Raw genomic sequence first — 17,207 nt, forward strand, 5'->3', positions numbered from 1 at the left:
GTCGTTCGGGCCCACCACAGCCGCGCTCAACCAGCCGGTACTCCGAGCAGCGCGCGCGTCTAGCAGGTGGGTTCTACTTGCGGCGCTTGGCTCTGGTGGCGCCTGGCTCTATGGATCGACGTCTTCCGCGGAGCGTTCGGCGAAGACCTTTGCTACCGCGGCCGTGACCTCGCCCGGGGTGGACAGGTCGCGGTCGTCGCAGCGGTGGACGGCCTGGACGTCGCGGGTGGTCGACGTGAGGAAGATCTCGTCCGCCTCCGCCAATCGCGCCAACGGCACGTCTCGCTCGACCGCGCCGAACCAGGCGATCACCAAACCACGGGTGACGCCGGCCAGCGCGCCCGATTCGAGCGTCGGGGTGACCAGTTCGCCGCCGTACACGCAGAAGATGTTCGACCCTGTCCCCTCGCACAGGTCGCCGACGGTGTTGGCGAAGATCGCTTCGCTGCCGCCGCGCTCCTTGGCGTAGGCGAGGGCGCGGACGTTCTCGGCGTACGACGTGGTCTTGAGGCCCGCGACGGCGCTGCGTTCGTTGCGCACCCACGGGACGGTGACGATCGCCGTCGATGGCGCGGGACGCTCGATCCGCTGTGTCGCGACGACCAGGGTCGGGCCGTCGGTACCGCGATCGGACGACAACGGCGAGACGCCGCCGGTGTAGGTGATCCGCAGCCGGCCGAACGCGATGTCGGGATCCGCCTTCACGACCTCCGCGATCGCGCGCTCGACCTCGTCACGATCCGGGGCCGGCAGGCCGAGGCCCGTCGCCGATCGTTCGAGCCGGTCGAGATGCTTCGACACCGCGAACGGCTGCCCGTCGACGATCTTGACCGTTTCGAAAACGCCGTCGCCGGTGGTCAGCCCGTGATCCAACGGCGACAGGCCGGCAGCCGCCGGATCCTGCAGTACGCCGTTCAGCCAGATCTTCATTCCTGCTCCTTCCAACTGCGGACACCTTAAGCCGCAGACCGTCCGTCGCCGGGCGGTGACTGGCGGGCGGTCCGGAGGGGGTACCCCCGTTTTTGAACTCCGGGCGAGATGGGCTAATGTTCTTCTCGCGCCGAGGGGCAGGAAACCCGGTCGCAACGCGGACGTAGCTCAGTTGGTAGAGCGCAACCTTGCCAAGGTTGAGGTCGCCGGTTCGAACCCGGTCGTCCGCTCGGAGAGGGTTCGGCAGGCCAGGCTTTCTCACTGGTGGAGTGGCCGAGAGGCGAGGCAACGGCCTGCAAAGCCGTGTACACGGGTTCGAATCCCGTCTCCACCTCAACACCCTGAAAAGCTTGGACGATTGGCGCAGCGGTAGCGCGCTTCCCTGACACGGAAGAGGTCACTGGTTCGATCCCAGTATCGTCCACGAAAGCGATAGGCGGCCTGTGTCTGCGGAGAGCGCAGACGGGTCGCTTTCGTTATTTGTGCGCCTGCGCTTCGCTTGGCGCGAGCGGGGGCTCCGCCACCCGCACCCCCTACGTCTGTGCCTGGGGTTGTCGGTCGGCGTTGCACGTTGGCCGAACTCGTCATTCGGCTTCCCCGCCCAGCCTGTCGTTCGGCTTCCCCGCCCCACGCGTCAGTGGGTTGAGCCGTAGTGGGCTGCGATCTTGTCGCTGGTTGTGAGCCAGACATCTGGTTGCGAGGTGATGTACTCCAGCGCCAGATCAAGGTACTTCGCGCGGAAGGGCTGGCCGATGACGAACGGGTGCAGGGCCAGCGCCATCACGCGGCCGCTGTGCTCGGCGTCGGCACGAAGTACGTCGTACTGGTCTTTCACCATCTGCAGGAAGTCCGGGCCGGTGAGGCCGCGGAGGGACAGGCCGAGGTCGTTGAGTTCGACGGTGTACGGCACGCTGAGCATGCCGGGGACGTTGAGTTCGTACGGCTGATCGTCGTTGGTCCAGTCCAGCACGTAGCCGAGCCCGAGCTCCGCCAGCAACGCGGGCGTGTTCGGCGTCTCCGTCAGCGCCGGCCCCATCCATCCCTTCGGACGTTGCCCGGTGGCCGATTCGATCGTGCCGACGATCTCGGCCAGAACTTCGCGCTCCTGCGCAGGCTCCAAGCCGGTGTGCAGGATGGAGTTCGTGCTGCCGTGTGCCAGCCAGGCCCAGTCGCGCTCCACGCCGGCCTTGATGATCTGGGGGTTCTTCTCGGCGACCAGCGAGTTGAGCAACGTGCTCGCGCGTACGCCGTACTTGTCCAGGATGTCGATCGTGCGCCAGATCCCGACCCGTGCGCCGTAGTCCCGCCAGCCGGCGTTCAGCGGATCCGGCGACAGTTCGAGCGGCCAGATGCTTGTCGACGGCCGGTCCGGCAGGAAGGTCTCGACGTTCAGGCCGACGTAGAAGGCCACCCGTTTGTCCCCCGGCCAGGTCAATCGCGGACGCTCGACGATCGGGCTGTAGTCGAAAGGTTCAGCTGTCATGCTGCCAAGGTAAAATCTGACATCAGTGTCAGGTTCAAGCCCTCGAGGAGGACCAGCGGTGCGCATCGGCGAACTGGCCCGCCACACCGGCGTCAGCGAACGCTCCCTGCGGTACTACGAGCAGCAGGGCCTCCTCGTCTCGGACCGTACGCCGGGCGGCCATCGTGACTACCCCGAGCGCGCCGTCGACCGGGTGATCCTGATCCAGGAACTCCTCGCGGCCGGCCTGCACAGCAAGAAGATCGCCCAACTCCTCCCCTGCATGCGCGACCCCGACGGCGCTCCCAACGAACGCGCTACCCCTGCATTGCTCCGCGAACTGAGCGCCGAGCGAGACCGCATCGACCAACTGATGGCTGATCTGGCCACCTCCCGCGCCGTACTCGACGAGGTGATCTCGACCGCCGCCCAGGAATTGTCACCGCTGGACGAGCGAATCGAACTCTCGGCGGGCTGAGGTCGGTGGGTCAGCTTTCCTCTCGGGTGAGGTCGGCGACCGGCTTTCCTGGGTTGTGGGCCGATCAGGCGTGGGCGGGGTGATCTGGTAGGGCTCGGGCGTACCGTTCGGCTAGTTGCCTGACGGAGGTATGGAGTTCGTCTGGTCCTTCGCGGATCTCGAAGTCGGCGTCGAGGAGGGCGAGGTGGACGGCGAGACCTGTCGCGGAGTCGGAGCCGGTGCTGAACAGGCAGGTGTGGTCGTCGATCGGTTCGACGGTGCCCGCGGCCGGGGGAAGACGGGCGGCGATGCTCTCAGCCGAGGCGTGGACGACCACCTGCGCCCGGTAGCGCCAGGCGGCCGCTGACACCCGCCGGGAGACGTAGGCGGTGATGTCACCGTCGTCAGGAAGCGAACGGGGTGTGAACCGCGGTCCGGTGGGGATCCGCGGCGAGATCCGGTCGACTCGGAACGTTCGCCAGTCCTGTCGGTCGAGGTCGTAGCCGACCAGGTACCAGCGGCGGCCCCAGTTCACGAGCCGGTAGGGCTCGACTGTGCGTCTGCTGGGATCGGAGCGATGGGACAGGTAGTCGAATCGGAGCTGTTCGCGATCGCGGCACAGCCCGGCGAGTTGGGTGAGCAGTTCGGGATCGACCAGTGGCGCCGGCACGTCCTGCGGCACCTGCACGGAGAAGGTGTGGATCGAGTTCACCCGACGGCGCAGCCGTGACGGCAGCACCTGCTCAAGTTTGGTCAGGGCGTGCAGCGAGCTCTCCTCGAGTCCGGTCAGTTCGGCGGCCTTCCGGAGGCCGATCACGACGGCGACTGCCTCCTCGTCGTTCAGCAGCAGGGGCGGCAACGAGCCACCCGCACCGAGGCGGTAGCCACCGACCGAGCCGCGGGTCGCGTCGACCGGGTAGCCGAGTCCACGGAGCCGTTCGATGTCGGCGCGAATCGTTCGCGGACTGACGTCGAGCTTGGTGGCCAGTTCCGCGCCGGTCCAGTCACGAGGGGACTGGAGCAGCGTCAGGAGCTTCAGCAGTCGGGCCGAGGTTTCGATCATGCGGAAAGTCTGCCAGTTCATTAGGAAGCTAGCTCGCCTAATGGGCAAATAGTGTTCTGGGTATGACGACAAACACCGAGATTCACCCGTTCCGGATCGACATCCCGCAAGCCGACCTCGACGACCTCCAGGGCCGGCTGGAGCGAACCCGCTGGGCCAACGAGCTGCCGCTGCAGACCGAGGGCGCAGTACAGACCGGTCCGGTGCCGCCGGGATGGGAGTACGGCGTACCGGTCGGCTACGTGCAGCGGCTCGTCGAGGCGTGGCGGACGACGTACGACTGGCGTGCCTGGGAAGCGCGGCTGAATGAGTATCCGCAGTTCGTCACCGAGATCGACGGCCAGCAGATCCACTTTCTGCACGTGCGGTCCGCCGACCCGAACGCGATTCCGCTGCTGCTGACCCACGGCTGGCCCAACAGCGTGGTCGAGTTCCTCGGCCTGATCGAACCGCTGACCGCGCCCACCGAGGGGCAGGCCTTCCATCTGGTGATCCCGTCACTGCCCGGCTTCGGTTTCTCCGGCCCGACGGCGGACCAGGGCTGGAACAGGTACCGCACCGCGCGCGCCTGGGCCGAACTGATGCGCCGGCTCGGCTACGAAAAATATGGGGCCCACGGCAACGATGCCGGCGCGTACGTCGCACCCGAACTCGGTCGCATCGACCCCGAGCACGTGATCGGGGTGCACGTCACCCAGCTGTTCTCGTTCTCGTCCGGCGACCCGGCCGACCTCGCCGACCTGTCCGAGGACGAACTCGGATATGTGCGGTTCCTGCAGAGCTTCCAGGACAATATGTCGGCGTACGCGAAGCTGCAGGAGACGCAGCCGCAGACGCTCGCTCACGCCCTGGCCGATTCCCCGTCAGGCCAACTGGCCTGGATCGCCCAGTTGCTGGGCGGCACCAGCGACGAGCACGTGCTGACCAACGCAACCATCTACTGGCTCACCAACACCGGCGCGTCCTCGGCCCGCTTCTACTACGAAGACCACCACGCCGACCACCCGACGACACCGACCACAGCCCCGACCGGGCTCTCGAGCTTCGCCTTCGACTTCCGGCCACTGCGCCGATTCGCCGAGCGCGATCACAGCAACATCGTGTCCTGGAACGAGTACGACCGCGGCAGCCACTGGGCCACCCAGGACGCACCGGACCTCCTGATCCAAGATCTGCAGGGCTTCTTCAGCAAGGTGTCGGAGCACTAGATGTCTAGACCCAGGCTCAACTGGCGGTGCGCCAAGCTCGCCGGTTGAGCCTGCGTCTCAAGGGGATCGTCAGGGTCGGGCGACGTTTCCGACCAGCCAGCGGGCCAGCGGGCGTAGCAGCGTGAACGCGGAGGCCACCCGGTCAGCCGCTGCGGCAGTGTGGATCCAGTCGTCGCAACCGAGCGGCCGGGATGCGATGAGAGAGCGATGTCTCAGAAGCTCCGCCCGCGGATGATCTACCGGGTAACCTCGCAGCGGCCGCTTCAGCTGGTCGCCCGAAATCACGAAGCCCTCCCGCTCGAGCTTGCGGATGAGCGCCGTCAGCCGCTGCCCAGTGCCGGGATCCCCCACCGCCGCTCGGTACCGCTCGATCTGTTCCGGCGGCGCGTACCACCAGGCCAGGCCGACCTCCAGACCGTCGAGGTCGAACCGGACACCCAGCTCGACATTCCGTGCCAGCCGGACGATCGCGCTCTGCCGCTGCCACGCCTCCAGCAGAACCTCGCCGTAGCGCCAGACAGCGAAGTCCTCGTACGCCGGATCCGCCTCCGCCAGCGCGTCGAGCAGCTCGAGCATGGGACGGCGTACGAGCTCCTCCCGATCTCGCCGCCATCGCCGCCTGACCTCGACGGAAGGCTCGCCCTCCAACTGGAGCAGCACATCGAAGGCGCCTCGCGGCCACCCCTGGAATTCACCGGGCACGACAGGTCCGCCTAGACGAGCCAGGTGCCGTCGCGCATGAGCGTCCGGCCGGTGAGTTCGTTGGCCTCTCGCCAGGACTGGAGTGTCTCCGGGGTGAAGCGGAAGTAGAGGTAGAGGGCCCCGGCGTCGCGGGGATCGAAGCCGATCTTGGCGGCGAAGGCGTCCGCGGCTCCGGGAGGCAGCTCCTCCGCGCGGAGTGTTTCGACCGTGGCTGTGAAGATCACGACGTCGCGGGTGTGATCGAGCGCGACGTGAGCACGGCCGGTCGCCTGGAGGTTGAGGCTGGTGGGATTCGACGCGGCCGTCGAGAAGAGGAGCGTCTCGCCGTCCCAAAGGAACGAGAGCGGCATCAAGTACGGCGTACCGTCGGCTGAGCTGGTCGACACCCAGGCATCGATGTCCTCCTCGAGACGCTTCACCGCGTGCTGCTTGCGTACTTCGGGGCTCCGGGCCGGCTCGGTCACTTCGCGTCTCCTCATCTACCTGTCACATCGCAGCAGCTCGCTACGTCAACCCGACGACGGAGCTCGGCTGGAAAGTGTGACAGATGGAGTGGTTCCCATGACTGAGGACGATTGGCTCGCGGCACGGTTCGAGGAGAAACGCGATCACCTCCGGACCGTGGCGGTGCGGATCCTGGGATCGCCGCAGGAGGCCGAGGACGCTGTCCAGGAAGCGTGGATCCGGCTCAGCCGCTCCGACGCCGGTGAGATCGACAACCTCGGTGGCTGGCTGACCACAGTCGTGGGGCGGATCTGCCTCGACGTACTGCGTCTTCGTCGCGGCCGGCCCGAGCAGCCCGTGGAAGCGCACTCCCCCGTGCTCGCCGACTCCGGAGGACCGGATCCCGAAGTCGAAGCCGTCCAAGCCGAATCGGTCGGGCTCGCGCTGGTCGTAGTACTCGAGACGCTCACTCCCGCCGAGCGACTGGCCTTCGTGCTGCACGACATGTTCGCAGTGCCGTATGAGGACATCGCGCCGATCGTCGGCCGTTCTTCCGGCGCCGCGCGCCAGCTCGCGAGTCGCGGGCGGCGACGGGTTCAGGGCCGACCCGAGCTGCTCGACACGGACGCGCACAGGCAGCGCGAGCTCGTCACCGCCTTCCTCGCCGCATCCCGCGACGGCGACTTCCAGGCCTTGTTGGAGATGCTCGATCCAGGCGTCGTTCTGCGTGCCGATGGTGCCGCGGCCGACAAGGGTGCAGCCCGGCTCGTGCGCGGCGCAGCAGCCGTTGCCGCGAACTTCTCCGGGCGCGCGGCCGCCGCGAGAGTCGCTCTCGTCGACGGGGTCGCCGGTGCGGTCTGGACATACCGCGGCGAACCGCAGGTGGTCTTCAGGTTCACCTTCGACGCCGATCGGATCACCGAGATCGAGCTGCTCGGCGACGCCGGCTACCTGCGCGAGGTCGAACTCGCGAGGTTCGACGGCTAGTGGGACTGGTGTGACCTGAGTGGCATTTCGCCGACTGAACGGCGTCTCGCGCGACACCCCGGATACCCAGTTTCGAACTCCGCGAAAAGTGCGCTACTGTTCTGCTCTCGCACCGAGCAGGACAGCGTCCGGCTCCGCGAGATGCGAACGTAGCTCAGTTGGTAGAGCGCAACCTTGCCAAGGTTGAGGTCGCCGGTTCGAACCCGGTCGTTCGCTCGGAACTGGCCGGCAGGCCGACACCGCAGGCTCAGACTCTATGGTGGAGTGGCCGAGAGGCGAGGCAACGGCCTGCAAAGCCGTGTACACGGGTTCGAATCCCGTCTCCACCTCGAAACACCTTCTACACAACAGAATCCTGGACGATTGGCGCAGCGGTAGCGCGCTTCCCTGACACGGAAGAGGTCACTGGTTCGATCCCAGTATCGTCCACGAAAGCGATAGGCGGCCTGTATCTGCGGAGAGCGCAGACGGGTCGCTTTCGTCATTTGTGCGCCTGCGCTTCGCTTGGCGCGTTGCGGGGGCTTCGCCACTCGCACCCCCTCCGGTGGCGGCTGAGGTCGCCCCTCGGCTTCTCGGGCCGGCTGGCGGTTTCCGTCCGGATCGCGGTCCACAAGGAGATCCGTGGCGGGCTGCGATCTTGTCGCACAAACCTGTGCGACCGGGGACCTCACACCATTGACAATCTGTAAGCATTTCGTTAAACATTATTGATATGGTTAACGATGTTGATGGTGCGTTGGCGGCTCTGGCCGATCCCACTCGGCGTCGCATCGTGGAGTTGCTGCGCGAGCGGCCGCGGCGGGCGGGCGAACTGGTGGAAGCTTTCGACATGAGCGGACCTGCCGTCAGCCGGCATCTGCGCATCCTTCGCCAAGGCGGGCTGGTGAATGAGCACGGCCTGGACGAGGACGCCCGGGTACGGATCTACCGGCTCCGACCGGAGCCGTTTGTCGCCCTGCAGGCCTGGCTGGACCAGGTGCAAGCCTTCTGGGCCGATCAGCTCGGCGCTTTCAAGGAGCACGCCGAACGTCTGAGCAAAGGATTGAGTGAATGAGTACAACCGGAGTCGCCAGCGCCGCAGTCGAGGTGCCGCTGGATCCTGTTACCGCCTTCACGGTGTTCACGGCCGACATCGGGACGTGGTGGAAGCGCGGTACCCGCTACTGGAACGATGCTGAACGCGGCCAGGAGTTGCGGTTCGAGGCGGAGGTCGGCGGTCGCCTGATCGAGGTGCACGATCTGGACAGCGGTGAGGGTTTCGAGATCGGTCGGGTGCTGGTCTGGGAGCCCGGTCAGCGGCTGGTGTTCACCTGGCGCCAGGGCGATTGGGGCGACGCCGAGAGCACTGATGTCGAGGTTCGTTTCGAGCCCGTCGGGTCCGGCACCCGGGTGACCGTCGAGCACGGCGGCTGGGATCGGGTCGGCTCGGCCACCCCGGACCTGGCCGAAGGATACGGCCACGGTTGGGCCGAACTCCTCAGCTTCTATGTCGACTATCTGGAGGCTCGCTGATGTTTGTTCACCTTGCCGTCCATCACCCCAAGCCCGAACACAGCGACGAGCTGCTGGCCTCGATGCATCGCGTCGACGCCGCCGCCCAGGGTGCCCCAGGCCTCGTGCAGATCGGTGCCTGGAAAGACGAGCGCAGCGACCGTCTGGTCGGCCTCGCCCTCTGGGAGAGTCAGGAAGCGTTCGAGGCCTCCGCCGAACGGATCTTCCAGGCCGTCGCCGACGACCCGTTCGATCAGTGGTGCCAGCAGCCGCCTGACGTCTTCCATCTCACCCAGGCGTAGCTGCCGCGGCGAGGAGGTCACATGCGGAGGTGGGACGCGCCGTTGAAGTCGAGGATTGTGCCGGTGGCGAATTCGGCTTCGGGGGAAGCGAGGTAGAGGATGGCGGCGGCTACCTCGTCGGGGGTGGCTACTCGTTCCAGGGGGCTTTCCAGGCGGCGGCGGTTGTAGCCTTCGCCGGCTAGGGCTTCGGCGGCCATGTCGGTCGTGGTCCAGCCGGGGGCGATGGTGGTGACGGCGATGCCTTCAGGGCCGAGGGCTCGGGCGAGGGACTGGCTGAAGGAGACGAGTGCCGCTTTGCTCGCGCCGTACGCCGGTTGGTTCGGTTCGCCGCGGAACGCGCCGCGCGAGGAGACGTTGACGATTCGGCCGCCGCGACCCATGTGGCGTACGGCGCACCACGTGACGTTGGCCGCGCCGACGAGGTTCACCCCGAGGGTGTCGGACCATGCGCGCTGCCATTCGTCGTACGACGTGTCGCGGATCGGGTGGGCCGCGTAGATCCCGGCGTTGTTCACCAGTACGTCGATGCTGCCCAACTCCTCAGCGGCTGCGTCGACCATCGAAAGGATCTGCGCAGGATCCGCGAGGTCGGCGTGAGCCAGCACATGCCCGTCCCCCGGCAGTTTCGCGAGCACCTCTTCGGCGGCCGAGCGTGACGAGCCATAGTGCACCGCCACGCGATCCCCTGCCGCAGCGAAGGCCTGAGCCGCCGCCGCTCCGATTCCTCGTGATGCCCCGGTCACCAGCACTGAGCGGTTCATGCCTCGACCCTACTGGCGAGGCTTCACGTCCCGCCGGTACTCCTTCGTCTGCCGAGCCCAGGCCTTCCGAGCCTCTGCCTGCAACCGGCTGTCCGCACGGCGAGCCATGTACGCCGCCTCTCGCTGCAGCTTCATCCAGCTCTCGTATCGCCGCACAGGCAGCGTTCCGTCTTCCAGAGCCTCTTGTACTGCGCAGCCAGGCTCCGTGACGTGCGCGCAGTCCTTGAACCGACACTGCTCCGCTAGAGCGGTCACGTCCGGGAACGCAGCTGCCAGCCCTTCACCGGACTCCTGCAGGCCAACACCTCGCAGCCCCGGCGTATCGATCACGACACCGCCCCCTGGCAGCACGATGAGCTCACGCCGTACGGACGTGTGCCGGCCCTTGCCGTCCTCCCGGATCGCCTGCACGTCCAGTAGCTCGACACCGGCCAGGGCGTTCACCAGTGACGACTTACCTGCGCCACTGACGCCTAGCAACGCCAGCGTGGAGTTGTTGTCGAGCAATGCGCGCACTGCCTCCAGCCCTTCGCCAGTGGTCGCACTGCACACCAGTACGTCGGCGCCCGGCGCTGCAGTAGCAACGTCCTCCGCCACTGAGTCCGCGTCCATGACAAGGTCTGCCTTGGTCAGTACGACGACCGGCCGCGCGCCGCTTTCCCAGGCGAGCGCGAGGAACCGTTCGATCCGGCCGATGTTCGGCTCGGGGTGGAGTCCGACGACGATGGCGATCACGTCGACGTTGGCGGCCAGCACCTGGCCCTTCGACGTACCGCCGACCTCGGCACGCACGATCGCGGTATGCCGGGGCGCCACCGCCTCGACGGTGATGCGGTCGTCCGGCCACCGTCGCAGCGCGACCCAGTCACCGGTGCACGGTGTCGCCTGCGAATCGGCTGCGATCGCGGCAAGCACACCACCGGACCAACTGGCCCGAACTGGTCCGTCCTCGGTGAGGACGCTGGACAGGCCTTTGTCGACCCGGGCCACGCGCCCAGGAGCGAGCTCCGAGAAGCCTGGTACTGCGGTGAGGTAGTCGGCCGTCGGCGTATCGAGACCGAGCGACCGGAGTACTGCGGAGATTTCTGCTGACATCGTGCGACGAACCTTTCGAGCGGTCCGGCCCCGAGATCAGCTCAGCGGACGGACGGTGCGGGAGTGGACGGCCCGGTGGGCCTGATCGAAGCTCATGCGGGGTCGCCTCCCTTCTCTGTCTGCCGCCGGATGACGGACTGTCGCGATGCTCTCAGCGTATGTCGTCGCCGTCGGCCTGCGCACCGGATTTTCCGACCCGCTCAGGCTCGCGTTCAGCACCCTCCGGTACCACGGGCGCCGGCTTCCCCGGACTCGCCAGAGCCGCCGACTTCCGCTCAGCCAGCACCTCCTTCGCATGGGCCGGAGCTTCAGCCTCGGCAGGCGCTTCGTTGGCGATGTCTGGCAGCTTTCTCGCCGGGACCGCCTCCGCCGCCTCCTGCTCCGCCGGATCCGCTCCGCCCATCGCCTCGACGGCACGCGCCATCTTGACCTCGGGCCGCTGCTCCCCCGGCACGACGACATCCGCGTGATGGGGAACCGGCTCGGCCTTCATCACCGGCTCCTGAACCTCTTCCGGCTCCTCCAGTTCCTTGCGCGACTTGTGCGGCCACAGCCGGTCGACCACCGCGTTCAGCGCCGCTCCGATCAACACCGCGATCGCTGTCATGTAAAGCCACATCAACACCGCGATCGGCGCCGCCAGCGGCCCGTAGATCGACGTCCCACCGACGGTGCTCTGGAGAATCCAGCGCAGGACGAAGCTGCCGACGATCCAGATCGACAACGTCAGGAACGATCCCGGCAGGTCCGACATCCACGGCGTCCGGACCGGCACCGACAGGTGGAACAGCGTGTTCAGGAAGCCCGCCGACAGAATCGTCACGACCGGCCAGTACAACTGGTTGAGGAAGTCGACCTTCTGCGGCAGCAGCGCGTCGACCGCGTTCGGTCCGGCCAGCACCAGCGGCAGCACGATCACGCCGATCACGAGCGCCCCGCAGTACAGGCTGAACGACAGGGCGCGGGTGCGGATGATGCCGCGCTTGCCGCCCATCCCGTACATGATCGTGATCGTGTCGACGAAGACGTTCAGCGCGCGGCTGCCCGACCACAGGGACAGCACGAACCCGATCGAGATCACGTCCGGCCGGCCGCCATCGAGGACCTTGTCGATCGTCGGCACGATGACGGAATTGATCGAGTCCGCGGTCAGCGCGCGGCTGGCCAGTTCGGCGATCTGGACCTTGATGCTGTCGATCGTCTCGACCTCGAAGTACTTGCCGGCGATGAAGCCGATACTTCCGGCCAGCCCGAAGATCAGCGGCGGCAGCGAGAGGATGGCGAAGAAGGCGGCCTCCGCCGCGAGACCCGTGACCCGGTAGCGCAAACAAGTGCCGACGGTCTGGGTGATCAGCTTCCAGGTCGTCGCGGGAATTCGTCGGGCCCATGCGAATGAGACGGAGGTCTCGGACCCAGAGCGTGCCATACCGCTTACCGTACTGACATGGCGGACCCAAACGCTGTAACGAATCAGGCTCCCCCACTCCAGGGGGTGAACTTCTTCACGTCGGACACCGGTCTCGGTGACGCTCTGCGTCCGTACGCCGACCTTTCCGCTGATCCCGGACTGACCGAGATCGGTGAACTCGCGGGAACGCAGGAAGCGCTCTCTCATGCTCTCCCGGCGAATCAGAACTCCCCGGTCCTGCGCACCCACGACCGGTACGGGAACCGCATCGACGAGGTCGAGTTCCATCCGTCCTGGCACTGGCTGATGGAAAAGGCCGTCGGCTTCGGACTCCAGGCCGCGCCGTGGACCAGCGAACGCCCGGCACCACATCTCACCCGCGCAGCCGGCTTCTACGTCTGGTCCCAGGTCGAGCCCGGCCACGGCTGCCCGATCTCGATGACCTACGCCGCAGTACCAGCTCTCAAAGCGAATCCCGATCTCGCCGCCGAATGGGTGCCAGGACTGTCCAGTACTACGTACGACCCGCGCCGGCTGAGGTCCGCCGACAAGGCGGGCGTGCTGGCCGGGATGGGGATGACCGAGAAGCAGGGCGGCTCCGACGTCCGCGCGAACCTGACCACGGCGACGCCGTCGGGAAGCGGGGCCGAATACCTGCTGAACGGGCACAAGTGGTTCTGCTCGGCCCCGCAGGTGGACGTGTTCCTCGTCCTCGCCCAGGCGCCGGAAGGCCTGACCTGCTTCGTCGTACCGCGCGTCCTTGCCGACGGCAACCGGAACACGTTTGCCCTGCAGCGCCTGAAGGACAAGCTCGGCAACCGGTCGAACGCGTCCAGCGAGGTCGAGTTCCACAACACGATCGGTTACCGCCTCGGCGACGAGGGCGCCGGCGTGCGGACGATCATCGAGATGGTCGCCGCCACCCGGCTCGACTGCGTCCTGGGTTCGGCCGCGTTGATGCGACGCGCGCTGGTCGAGGCGACCTGGCACACGTCGTACCGGAGTGCCTTCGGCGGGCTGCTCCGGGACAAGCCGGCGATGCAGAACGTGCTCGCGGATCTCGCCGTCGAGAGCGAAGCAGCAACCGCTCTCTCGATGCGTCTCGCCGCCGCTGTGGACGCCTCGATCGGCGGTGACGAGCAGGCGGCCGCGTTCCGCCGGATCGCGCTCCCACTGGCCAAGTTCTGGGTCTGCAAGCGGACCTCGTTCACGGTCGCGGAGGCGCTCGAATGCCTCGGCGGCAACGGTTACGTCGAGGAGTCCGGTCTGCCGCTGCTGTTCCGCGAGTCCCCGCTGAACTCGATCTGGGAAGGCTCCGGCACAGTCAACGCCCTCGACGTACTCCGGGCGCTCCGGCGCCCCGAGTCGCTCGAAGCGTGGCTCACCGAGGTCGGTCTCGCCCGGGGAGCCGACCACCGCCTCGACGCGGCCGTCACCGACGTACTGGAAGCGCTCTCTGATCTCGAGAACGCCGAAGCAGGCGCGCGCCGCCTGGCCGCGCGGATGGCCGTCTGCCTGCAGGCATCCCTCCTCGTCCGCAACTCCACACCCGAAGTCGCCGACGCCTTTGTGGCGTCCCGCCTGGCGGGCGACTGGGCCGGCGTCTTCGGCACGCTCCCCCGAACCACTCCGTTCGTCCCGATCCTCGACCGCGTCCTGTAAACACTCGGCCGCCTACACGCTAGGGTTACCGACGTCGCGACTGGCGCTGAGGTGGGATCGACCACCGGGGAGCGAAAAGACGCCGGCACCGTGCGCCTGGGTGCCGCGACCGAGTGCAACCTCAGGAGAGAGACGAAGATGACTCAACCCTTCGACGCCGCTGCCGCGTCGGCCGCGTACAACAACGCACTTGCGGTGATCGGCGCGGTGGAACCCACCATCGCCGGCGCGATCAAGGCCGAACTGGCCGACCAGCGGTCCTCGCTGAAGCTGATCGCGAGTGAGAACTACGCCTCCCCGGCGACGCTGCTGACGATGGGCAACTGGCTGTCCGACAAGTACGCCGAGGGCACCATCGGGCACCGGTTCTACGCCGGCTGCCAGAACGTCGACACCGTCGAGCAGGCCGCCGCGGATCACGCGAAAGCGCTCTTCGACGCGCCACACGCCTACGTCCAGCCGCACTCCGGCATCGACGCCAACCTGGTCGCCTTCTGGGCGATCCTGGCCAACCGGATCGAGTCCCCGGCCCTGGCCGAGGCCGGCGCGAAGCACGTCAACGACCTGTCCGACGAGGACTGGGCCAAGCTGCGCAAGGCGCTCGGCGACCAGAAGATGCTCGGCATGTCGCTGGACGCGGGGGGCCACCTGACGCACGGCTTCCGGCCGAACATCTCCGGCAAGATGTTCCACCAGAGCTCGTACGGCACCGACCCGGAGACCGGGCTGCTCGACTACGACAAGGTCGCCGCGACCGCCCGCGAGTTCAAGCCGCTGATCCTGATCGCCGGCTACTCGGCGTACCCGCGCAAGGTCGATTTCGCCAAGATGCGCGAGATCGCCGACGAGGTCGGCGCCACCTTGATGGTCGACATGGCCCACTTCGCCGGACTCGTCGCCGGCAAGGTCTTCACCGGCGACTTCGACCCGGTCCCGCACGCGCACGTCACCACGACCACCACTCACAAGTCGCTGCGCGGTCCCCGCGGCGGCATGGTGCTCTGCCAGCCGGAGTACGCCGACGCGGTCGACCGTGGTTGCCCGATGGTGCTCGGCGGCCCGCTCAGCCAGACGATGGCCGCGAAGGCCGTCGCGCTCGCCGAGGCGCGCCAGCCCGAGTTCAAGACCTACGCGCAGAACGTCGCGGACAACGCGGTCGGCCTGGCCGAAGGCCTGATGAAGCGTGGCGTCAAACTCGTCACGGACGGCACCGAGAACCACCTGGTGCTGCTCGACGTCTCGTCGTACGGGATCACCGGCCGGCAGGCCGAGTCGGCGCTGCTCGATGCCGGCATCGTGACCAACCGGAACGCGGTCCCGCGCGATCCCAACGGCGCCTGGTACACCTCCGGCGTCCGGATCGGTACGCCGGCGCTCACCACCCGCGGATTCGGCCTGGACGAGTTCGACCGGGTCGCCGAGCTGATGGTCGACGTGCTCTCCAGCGTCACGCCGACCACGACGTCGGCCGGAGCGCCCTCGAAGGCGAAGTACGTGCTGGCCGACGGCGTCGCCGACAAGGTCCGCGCGGCCTCGGCGGAACTGCTCGACAAGCACCCGCTCTACCCGGGTCTCGAACTCAGCTGACCTGACGACAGCGCCCGCACCGGCTGAAGCTGGTGCGGGCGCTGCTGTTTGTCATCAGGACATGCCGATCAGAGCATCGTCGGCAGCCTTCGCCGCACGCTTCGGCATCAACAGAGCAGCCAGTACTGCGCCCGCGATCCCGATACCGGCCGATACCCACATCGTCGTGTTCAAGCTGGTCATGAACGCATCCCGCACGGACGCGAGCAACTCCGCCGACCCGGTCTTCGCCGCGACCGCGAGCCCGGGCCCGACACCCTTCTCGACCGCGTCCGCGGCTTGCGTCGGCAGGCCGCCTGTGTCGACGTGCGACCGGTAGACCGAGTTCAGAACCGTCCCCAGTACAGCGACGCCGACCGTACCGCCGACCTGGCGAAACGCCTGCAGCAGCGCGGATCCCGTGCCGGCCCGATCAGGGTCGAGTACGCCGAGACCCGCATTCATTGCCTGCGGCATCGAACAGCCGAGGCCCAGCCCGACGATCACGATCCAGAGCGCGGTGTAGCCGTAGCCGGTGTCCAGGTCGGTGAACGCGCCCAGCACGAAGCCGACAGCCATCACCAGAAACCCGACCATCACCAGCACCCGGGTTCCGACCTTGGTCTCGAGCGGCTGCGCGATCTTGGCGCCGACGGCCATCCCGCCGATGAACGGCAGCAACTTCAGCCCGGTGTGCAGCGCATCGGACCCATCGATGCCCTGGAAGTACTGCGGAATCGTGAACAGCAGGCCGAAGATCGCGAACACCGACACCGTGATCAGTACTGCGCTGCCGGTGAACACCTTCTCTCTGAACAGCTTCAGCTCGATCAGCGTGCCGGCGGGTCGACGTTGCCAGGCGATGAACGCACCGAGGAGCACCACCGCGGCAGCCAGGAAGATCAGCGTGGTGCTGTCGGTCCACGACTTCTCGCCGGCCTTCGTCACGCCGTACACGAGAGCTGCGAGGCCGGCGCTGGAGAGCGCGATCCCGAGCCAGTCGATGCCCGGCCGGGACGTGCTGCGCGATTCTGGGATCAGCAGGCTGACGGCGAGGGCCGCGATCAGCGCGATCGGGACGTTCATGAAAAAGATCCACTGCCAGCCCGCGTGGTCGAGCAGCAAACCGCCAACGATCGGACCGAGCGGCATCCCGATGCTGTTGGCCACGACGAAGAATCCGATCGCCTTCTTCCGTTCCTCCTTGGTCCGGAACAGCACGGTGATCAGGGAGAGCGCAACCGGTACGACCATCGCGGCTCCGATTCCGAGCGCGGCCCGGGACGCGATGAGAGTGCCGGCCGAGTCGGACAGCCCGCAGGCCAGCGAGGCAGCGCCGAACAACGTCAGCGCGATCGTCATGATCTTGCGTCGCCCGTAGCGGTCGCCGAGCAGGCCGGCCGGGAGTAGCAACGCGGCCAGGACCAGGTTGTACGAGTTCGCCATCCACTGCAGCTGGCTCGTGGAGGCGTCGAGATCGCCGGCCAGCGTGGGCAGGGCGACGTTCAGCACGGTGGTGTCGAGCCCGAGCACGAGCGTTGCCAGGCAGAGCGCGATCAGGACGCCGAACCGGCGGCCGCCAGTGAGTGTCGGTGCGTCGACTTCGGTTGAAGTGGTCATGAATCGAAATTATCAGAAGTCTGTGATAGTTGCGATAGATATGACTCCG

The 17,207-nt window shown here is 67.2% G+C and carries 17 protein-coding genes, 6 tRNA genes and 1 riboswitch; of the genes, 14 read left to right on the forward strand and 9 right to left on the reverse strand.

Features of this window, described 5'->3' with window-relative positions; genetic code table 11:
• Positions 1–108 precede the first annotated feature (108 nt).
• On the reverse strand, positions 109–930 hold the full coding sequence (locus tag DIZ26_RS10950) for an aminotransferase class IV (RefSeq protein WP_112240013.1): 822 nt from the start codon (positions 928–930) through the stop codon (positions 109–111).
• Positions 931–1,087: 157 nt separating this feature from the next.
• On the opposite strand from DIZ26_RS10950, the gene DIZ26_RS10955 reads away from it, so the two are divergent.
• The 3 genes from DIZ26_RS10955 (at position 1,088) to DIZ26_RS10965 (ending at position 1,354) form a co-directional block, all read left to right on the forward strand.
• A tRNA-Gly gene (locus tag DIZ26_RS10955) sits at positions 1,088–1,160 on the forward strand.
• Positions 1,161–1,193: 33 nt separating this feature from the next.
• Positions 1,194–1,264: transfer RNA gene (locus tag DIZ26_RS10960), tRNA-Cys, on the forward strand.
• Positions 1,265–1,282: 18 nt separating this feature from the next.
• Positions 1,283–1,354, forward strand: a tRNA-Val gene (locus DIZ26_RS10965).
• Positions 1,355–1,564: 210 nt separating this feature from the next.
• On the opposite strand, the gene DIZ26_RS10970 is transcribed toward DIZ26_RS10965, so the two are convergent.
• Positions 1,565–2,413 (reverse strand): polysaccharide deacetylase family protein, encoded by an 849-nt coding sequence (locus DIZ26_RS10970; protein ID WP_112240015.1) that lies wholly within the window; start codon positions 2,411–2,413, stop codon positions 1,565–1,567.
• Between the two features lie 58 nt (positions 2,414–2,471).
• On the opposite strand from DIZ26_RS10970, the gene DIZ26_RS10975 reads away from it, so the two are divergent.
• Positions 2,472–2,870 carry a MerR family transcriptional regulator gene (locus tag DIZ26_RS10975; protein ID WP_112240017.1) on the forward strand — a complete coding sequence of 133 codons (399 nt, stop codon included), beginning with the start codon at positions 2,472–2,474 and terminating at the stop codon, positions 2,868–2,870.
• A gap of 64 nt (positions 2,871–2,934) precedes the next feature.
• On the opposite strand, the gene DIZ26_RS10980 is transcribed toward DIZ26_RS10975, so the two are convergent.
• Positions 2,935–3,912 carry a helix-turn-helix transcriptional regulator gene (locus tag DIZ26_RS10980; protein WP_112240099.1) on the reverse strand — a complete coding sequence of 326 codons (978 nt, stop codon included), beginning with the start codon at positions 3,910–3,912 and terminating at the stop codon, positions 2,935–2,937.
• 62 nt (positions 3,913–3,974) lie between these two features.
• On the opposite strand from DIZ26_RS10980, the gene DIZ26_RS10985 reads away from it, so the two are divergent.
• Entirely contained in the window at positions 3,975–5,120 is a 1,146-nt protein-coding gene (locus DIZ26_RS10985; protein ID WP_112240019.1) for an epoxide hydrolase family protein, read from the forward strand.
• A gap of 69 nt (positions 5,121–5,189) precedes the next feature.
• On the opposite strand, the gene DIZ26_RS10990 is transcribed toward DIZ26_RS10985, so the two are convergent.
• Both DIZ26_RS10990 and DIZ26_RS10995 read right to left on the reverse strand, forming a co-directional pair.
• The gene (locus DIZ26_RS10990; protein WP_112240021.1) at positions 5,190–5,822 is read right to left on the reverse strand and encodes a DUF2461 family protein; all 633 of its coding nucleotides are present in this window, start codon (positions 5,820–5,822) and stop codon (positions 5,190–5,192) included.
• A gap of 11 nt (positions 5,823–5,833) precedes the next feature.
• On the reverse strand, positions 5,834–6,286 hold the full coding sequence (locus DIZ26_RS10995) for a pyridoxamine 5'-phosphate oxidase family protein (protein WP_198676037.1): 453 nt from the start codon (positions 6,284–6,286) through the stop codon (positions 5,834–5,836).
• 97 nt (positions 6,287–6,383) lie between these two features.
• Here DIZ26_RS10995 and DIZ26_RS11000 point away from each other — a divergent pair, with 97 nt between their 5' ends.
• From DIZ26_RS11000 to DIZ26_RS11030, 7 genes are all read left to right on the forward strand, one after another.
• Complete coding sequence (locus DIZ26_RS11000) at positions 6,384–7,253, forward strand: sigma-70 family RNA polymerase sigma factor (RefSeq protein ID WP_112240025.1); 870 nt, start codon at positions 6,384–6,386, stop codon at positions 7,251–7,253.
• A 143-nt stretch (positions 7,254–7,396) separates the two neighbouring features.
• Positions 7,397–7,469 (forward strand) — tRNA-Gly (locus tag DIZ26_RS11005).
• A gap of 42 nt (positions 7,470–7,511) precedes the next feature.
• A tRNA-Cys gene (locus tag DIZ26_RS11010) sits at positions 7,512–7,582 on the forward strand.
• A 28-nt stretch (positions 7,583–7,610) separates the two neighbouring features.
• Positions 7,611–7,682 (forward strand) — tRNA-Val (locus DIZ26_RS11015).
• 283 nt (positions 7,683–7,965) lie between these two features.
• The gene (locus DIZ26_RS11020) at positions 7,966–8,307 is read left to right on the forward strand and encodes an ArsR/SmtB family transcription factor (RefSeq protein ID WP_112240027.1); all 342 of its coding nucleotides are present in this window, start codon (positions 7,966–7,968) and stop codon (positions 8,305–8,307) included.
• The gene (locus tag DIZ26_RS11025) at positions 8,304–8,765 is read left to right on the forward strand and encodes an SRPBCC domain-containing protein (protein ID WP_112240029.1); all 462 of its coding nucleotides are present in this window, start codon (positions 8,304–8,306) and stop codon (positions 8,763–8,765) included. The genes DIZ26_RS11020 and DIZ26_RS11025 overlap by 4 nt, the downstream gene beginning before the upstream one ends.
• Positions 8,765–9,046: a putative quinol monooxygenase gene (locus DIZ26_RS11030; RefSeq protein WP_112240031.1), complete on the forward strand. Its 282-nt coding sequence runs from the start codon at positions 8,765–8,767 to the stop codon at positions 9,044–9,046. The genes DIZ26_RS11025 and DIZ26_RS11030 overlap by 1 nt, the downstream gene beginning before the upstream one ends.
• A gap of 17 nt (positions 9,047–9,063) precedes the next feature.
• Here the strand turns inward: DIZ26_RS11030 and DIZ26_RS11035 are convergent, their stop codons facing one another.
• The 3 genes from DIZ26_RS11035 to DIZ26_RS11045 form a co-directional block, all read right to left on the reverse strand.
• The gene (locus DIZ26_RS11035) at positions 9,064–9,807 is read right to left on the reverse strand and encodes an SDR family NAD(P)-dependent oxidoreductase (RefSeq protein WP_112240034.1); all 744 of its coding nucleotides are present in this window, start codon (positions 9,805–9,807) and stop codon (positions 9,064–9,066) included.
• Positions 9,808–9,816: 9 nt separating this feature from the next.
• Positions 9,817–10,902, reverse strand: coding sequence for a ribosome small subunit-dependent GTPase A (gene rsgA / locus DIZ26_RS11040; RefSeq protein WP_232828254.1), 1,086 nt, complete (start codon positions 10,900–10,902; stop codon positions 9,817–9,819).
• A 151-nt stretch (positions 10,903–11,053) separates the two neighbouring features.
• The gene (locus DIZ26_RS11045) at positions 11,054–12,328 is read right to left on the reverse strand and encodes a YihY/virulence factor BrkB family protein (protein ID WP_112240036.1); all 1,275 of its coding nucleotides are present in this window, start codon (positions 12,326–12,328) and stop codon (positions 11,054–11,056) included.
• Between the two features lie 18 nt (positions 12,329–12,346).
• Here DIZ26_RS11045 and DIZ26_RS11050 point away from each other — a divergent pair, with 18 nt between their 5' ends.
• Both DIZ26_RS11050 and DIZ26_RS11055 read left to right on the forward strand, forming a co-directional pair.
• Entirely contained in the window at positions 12,347–13,972 is a 1,626-nt protein-coding gene (locus DIZ26_RS11050; protein WP_112240038.1) for an acyl-CoA dehydrogenase family protein, read from the forward strand.
• Positions 13,973–13,998: 26 nt separating this feature from the next.
• Positions 13,999–14,081, forward strand: a riboswitch (ZMP/ZTP riboswitch).
• Positions 14,069–15,559, forward strand: a complete 1,491-nt coding sequence (locus DIZ26_RS11055) for a glycine hydroxymethyltransferase (protein ID WP_255513790.1) — start codon at positions 14,069–14,071, stop codon at positions 15,557–15,559. Its footprint overlaps the riboswitch before it by 13 nt.
• Before the next feature lie 54 nt (positions 15,560–15,613).
• On the opposite strand, the gene DIZ26_RS11060 is transcribed toward DIZ26_RS11055, so the two are convergent.
• A complete protein-coding gene (locus DIZ26_RS11060) occupies positions 15,614–17,158 on the reverse strand; it encodes a DHA2 family efflux MFS transporter permease subunit (protein ID WP_112240039.1) in 1,545 nt (514 codons plus the stop codon).
• Between the last annotated feature and the right edge of the window lie 49 nt (positions 17,159–17,207).

This window comes from Kribbella monticola (genome assembly GCF_003261635.1).
Taxonomy (GTDB): domain Bacteria; phylum Actinomycetota; class Actinomycetes; order Propionibacteriales; family Kribbellaceae; genus Kribbella; species Kribbella monticola.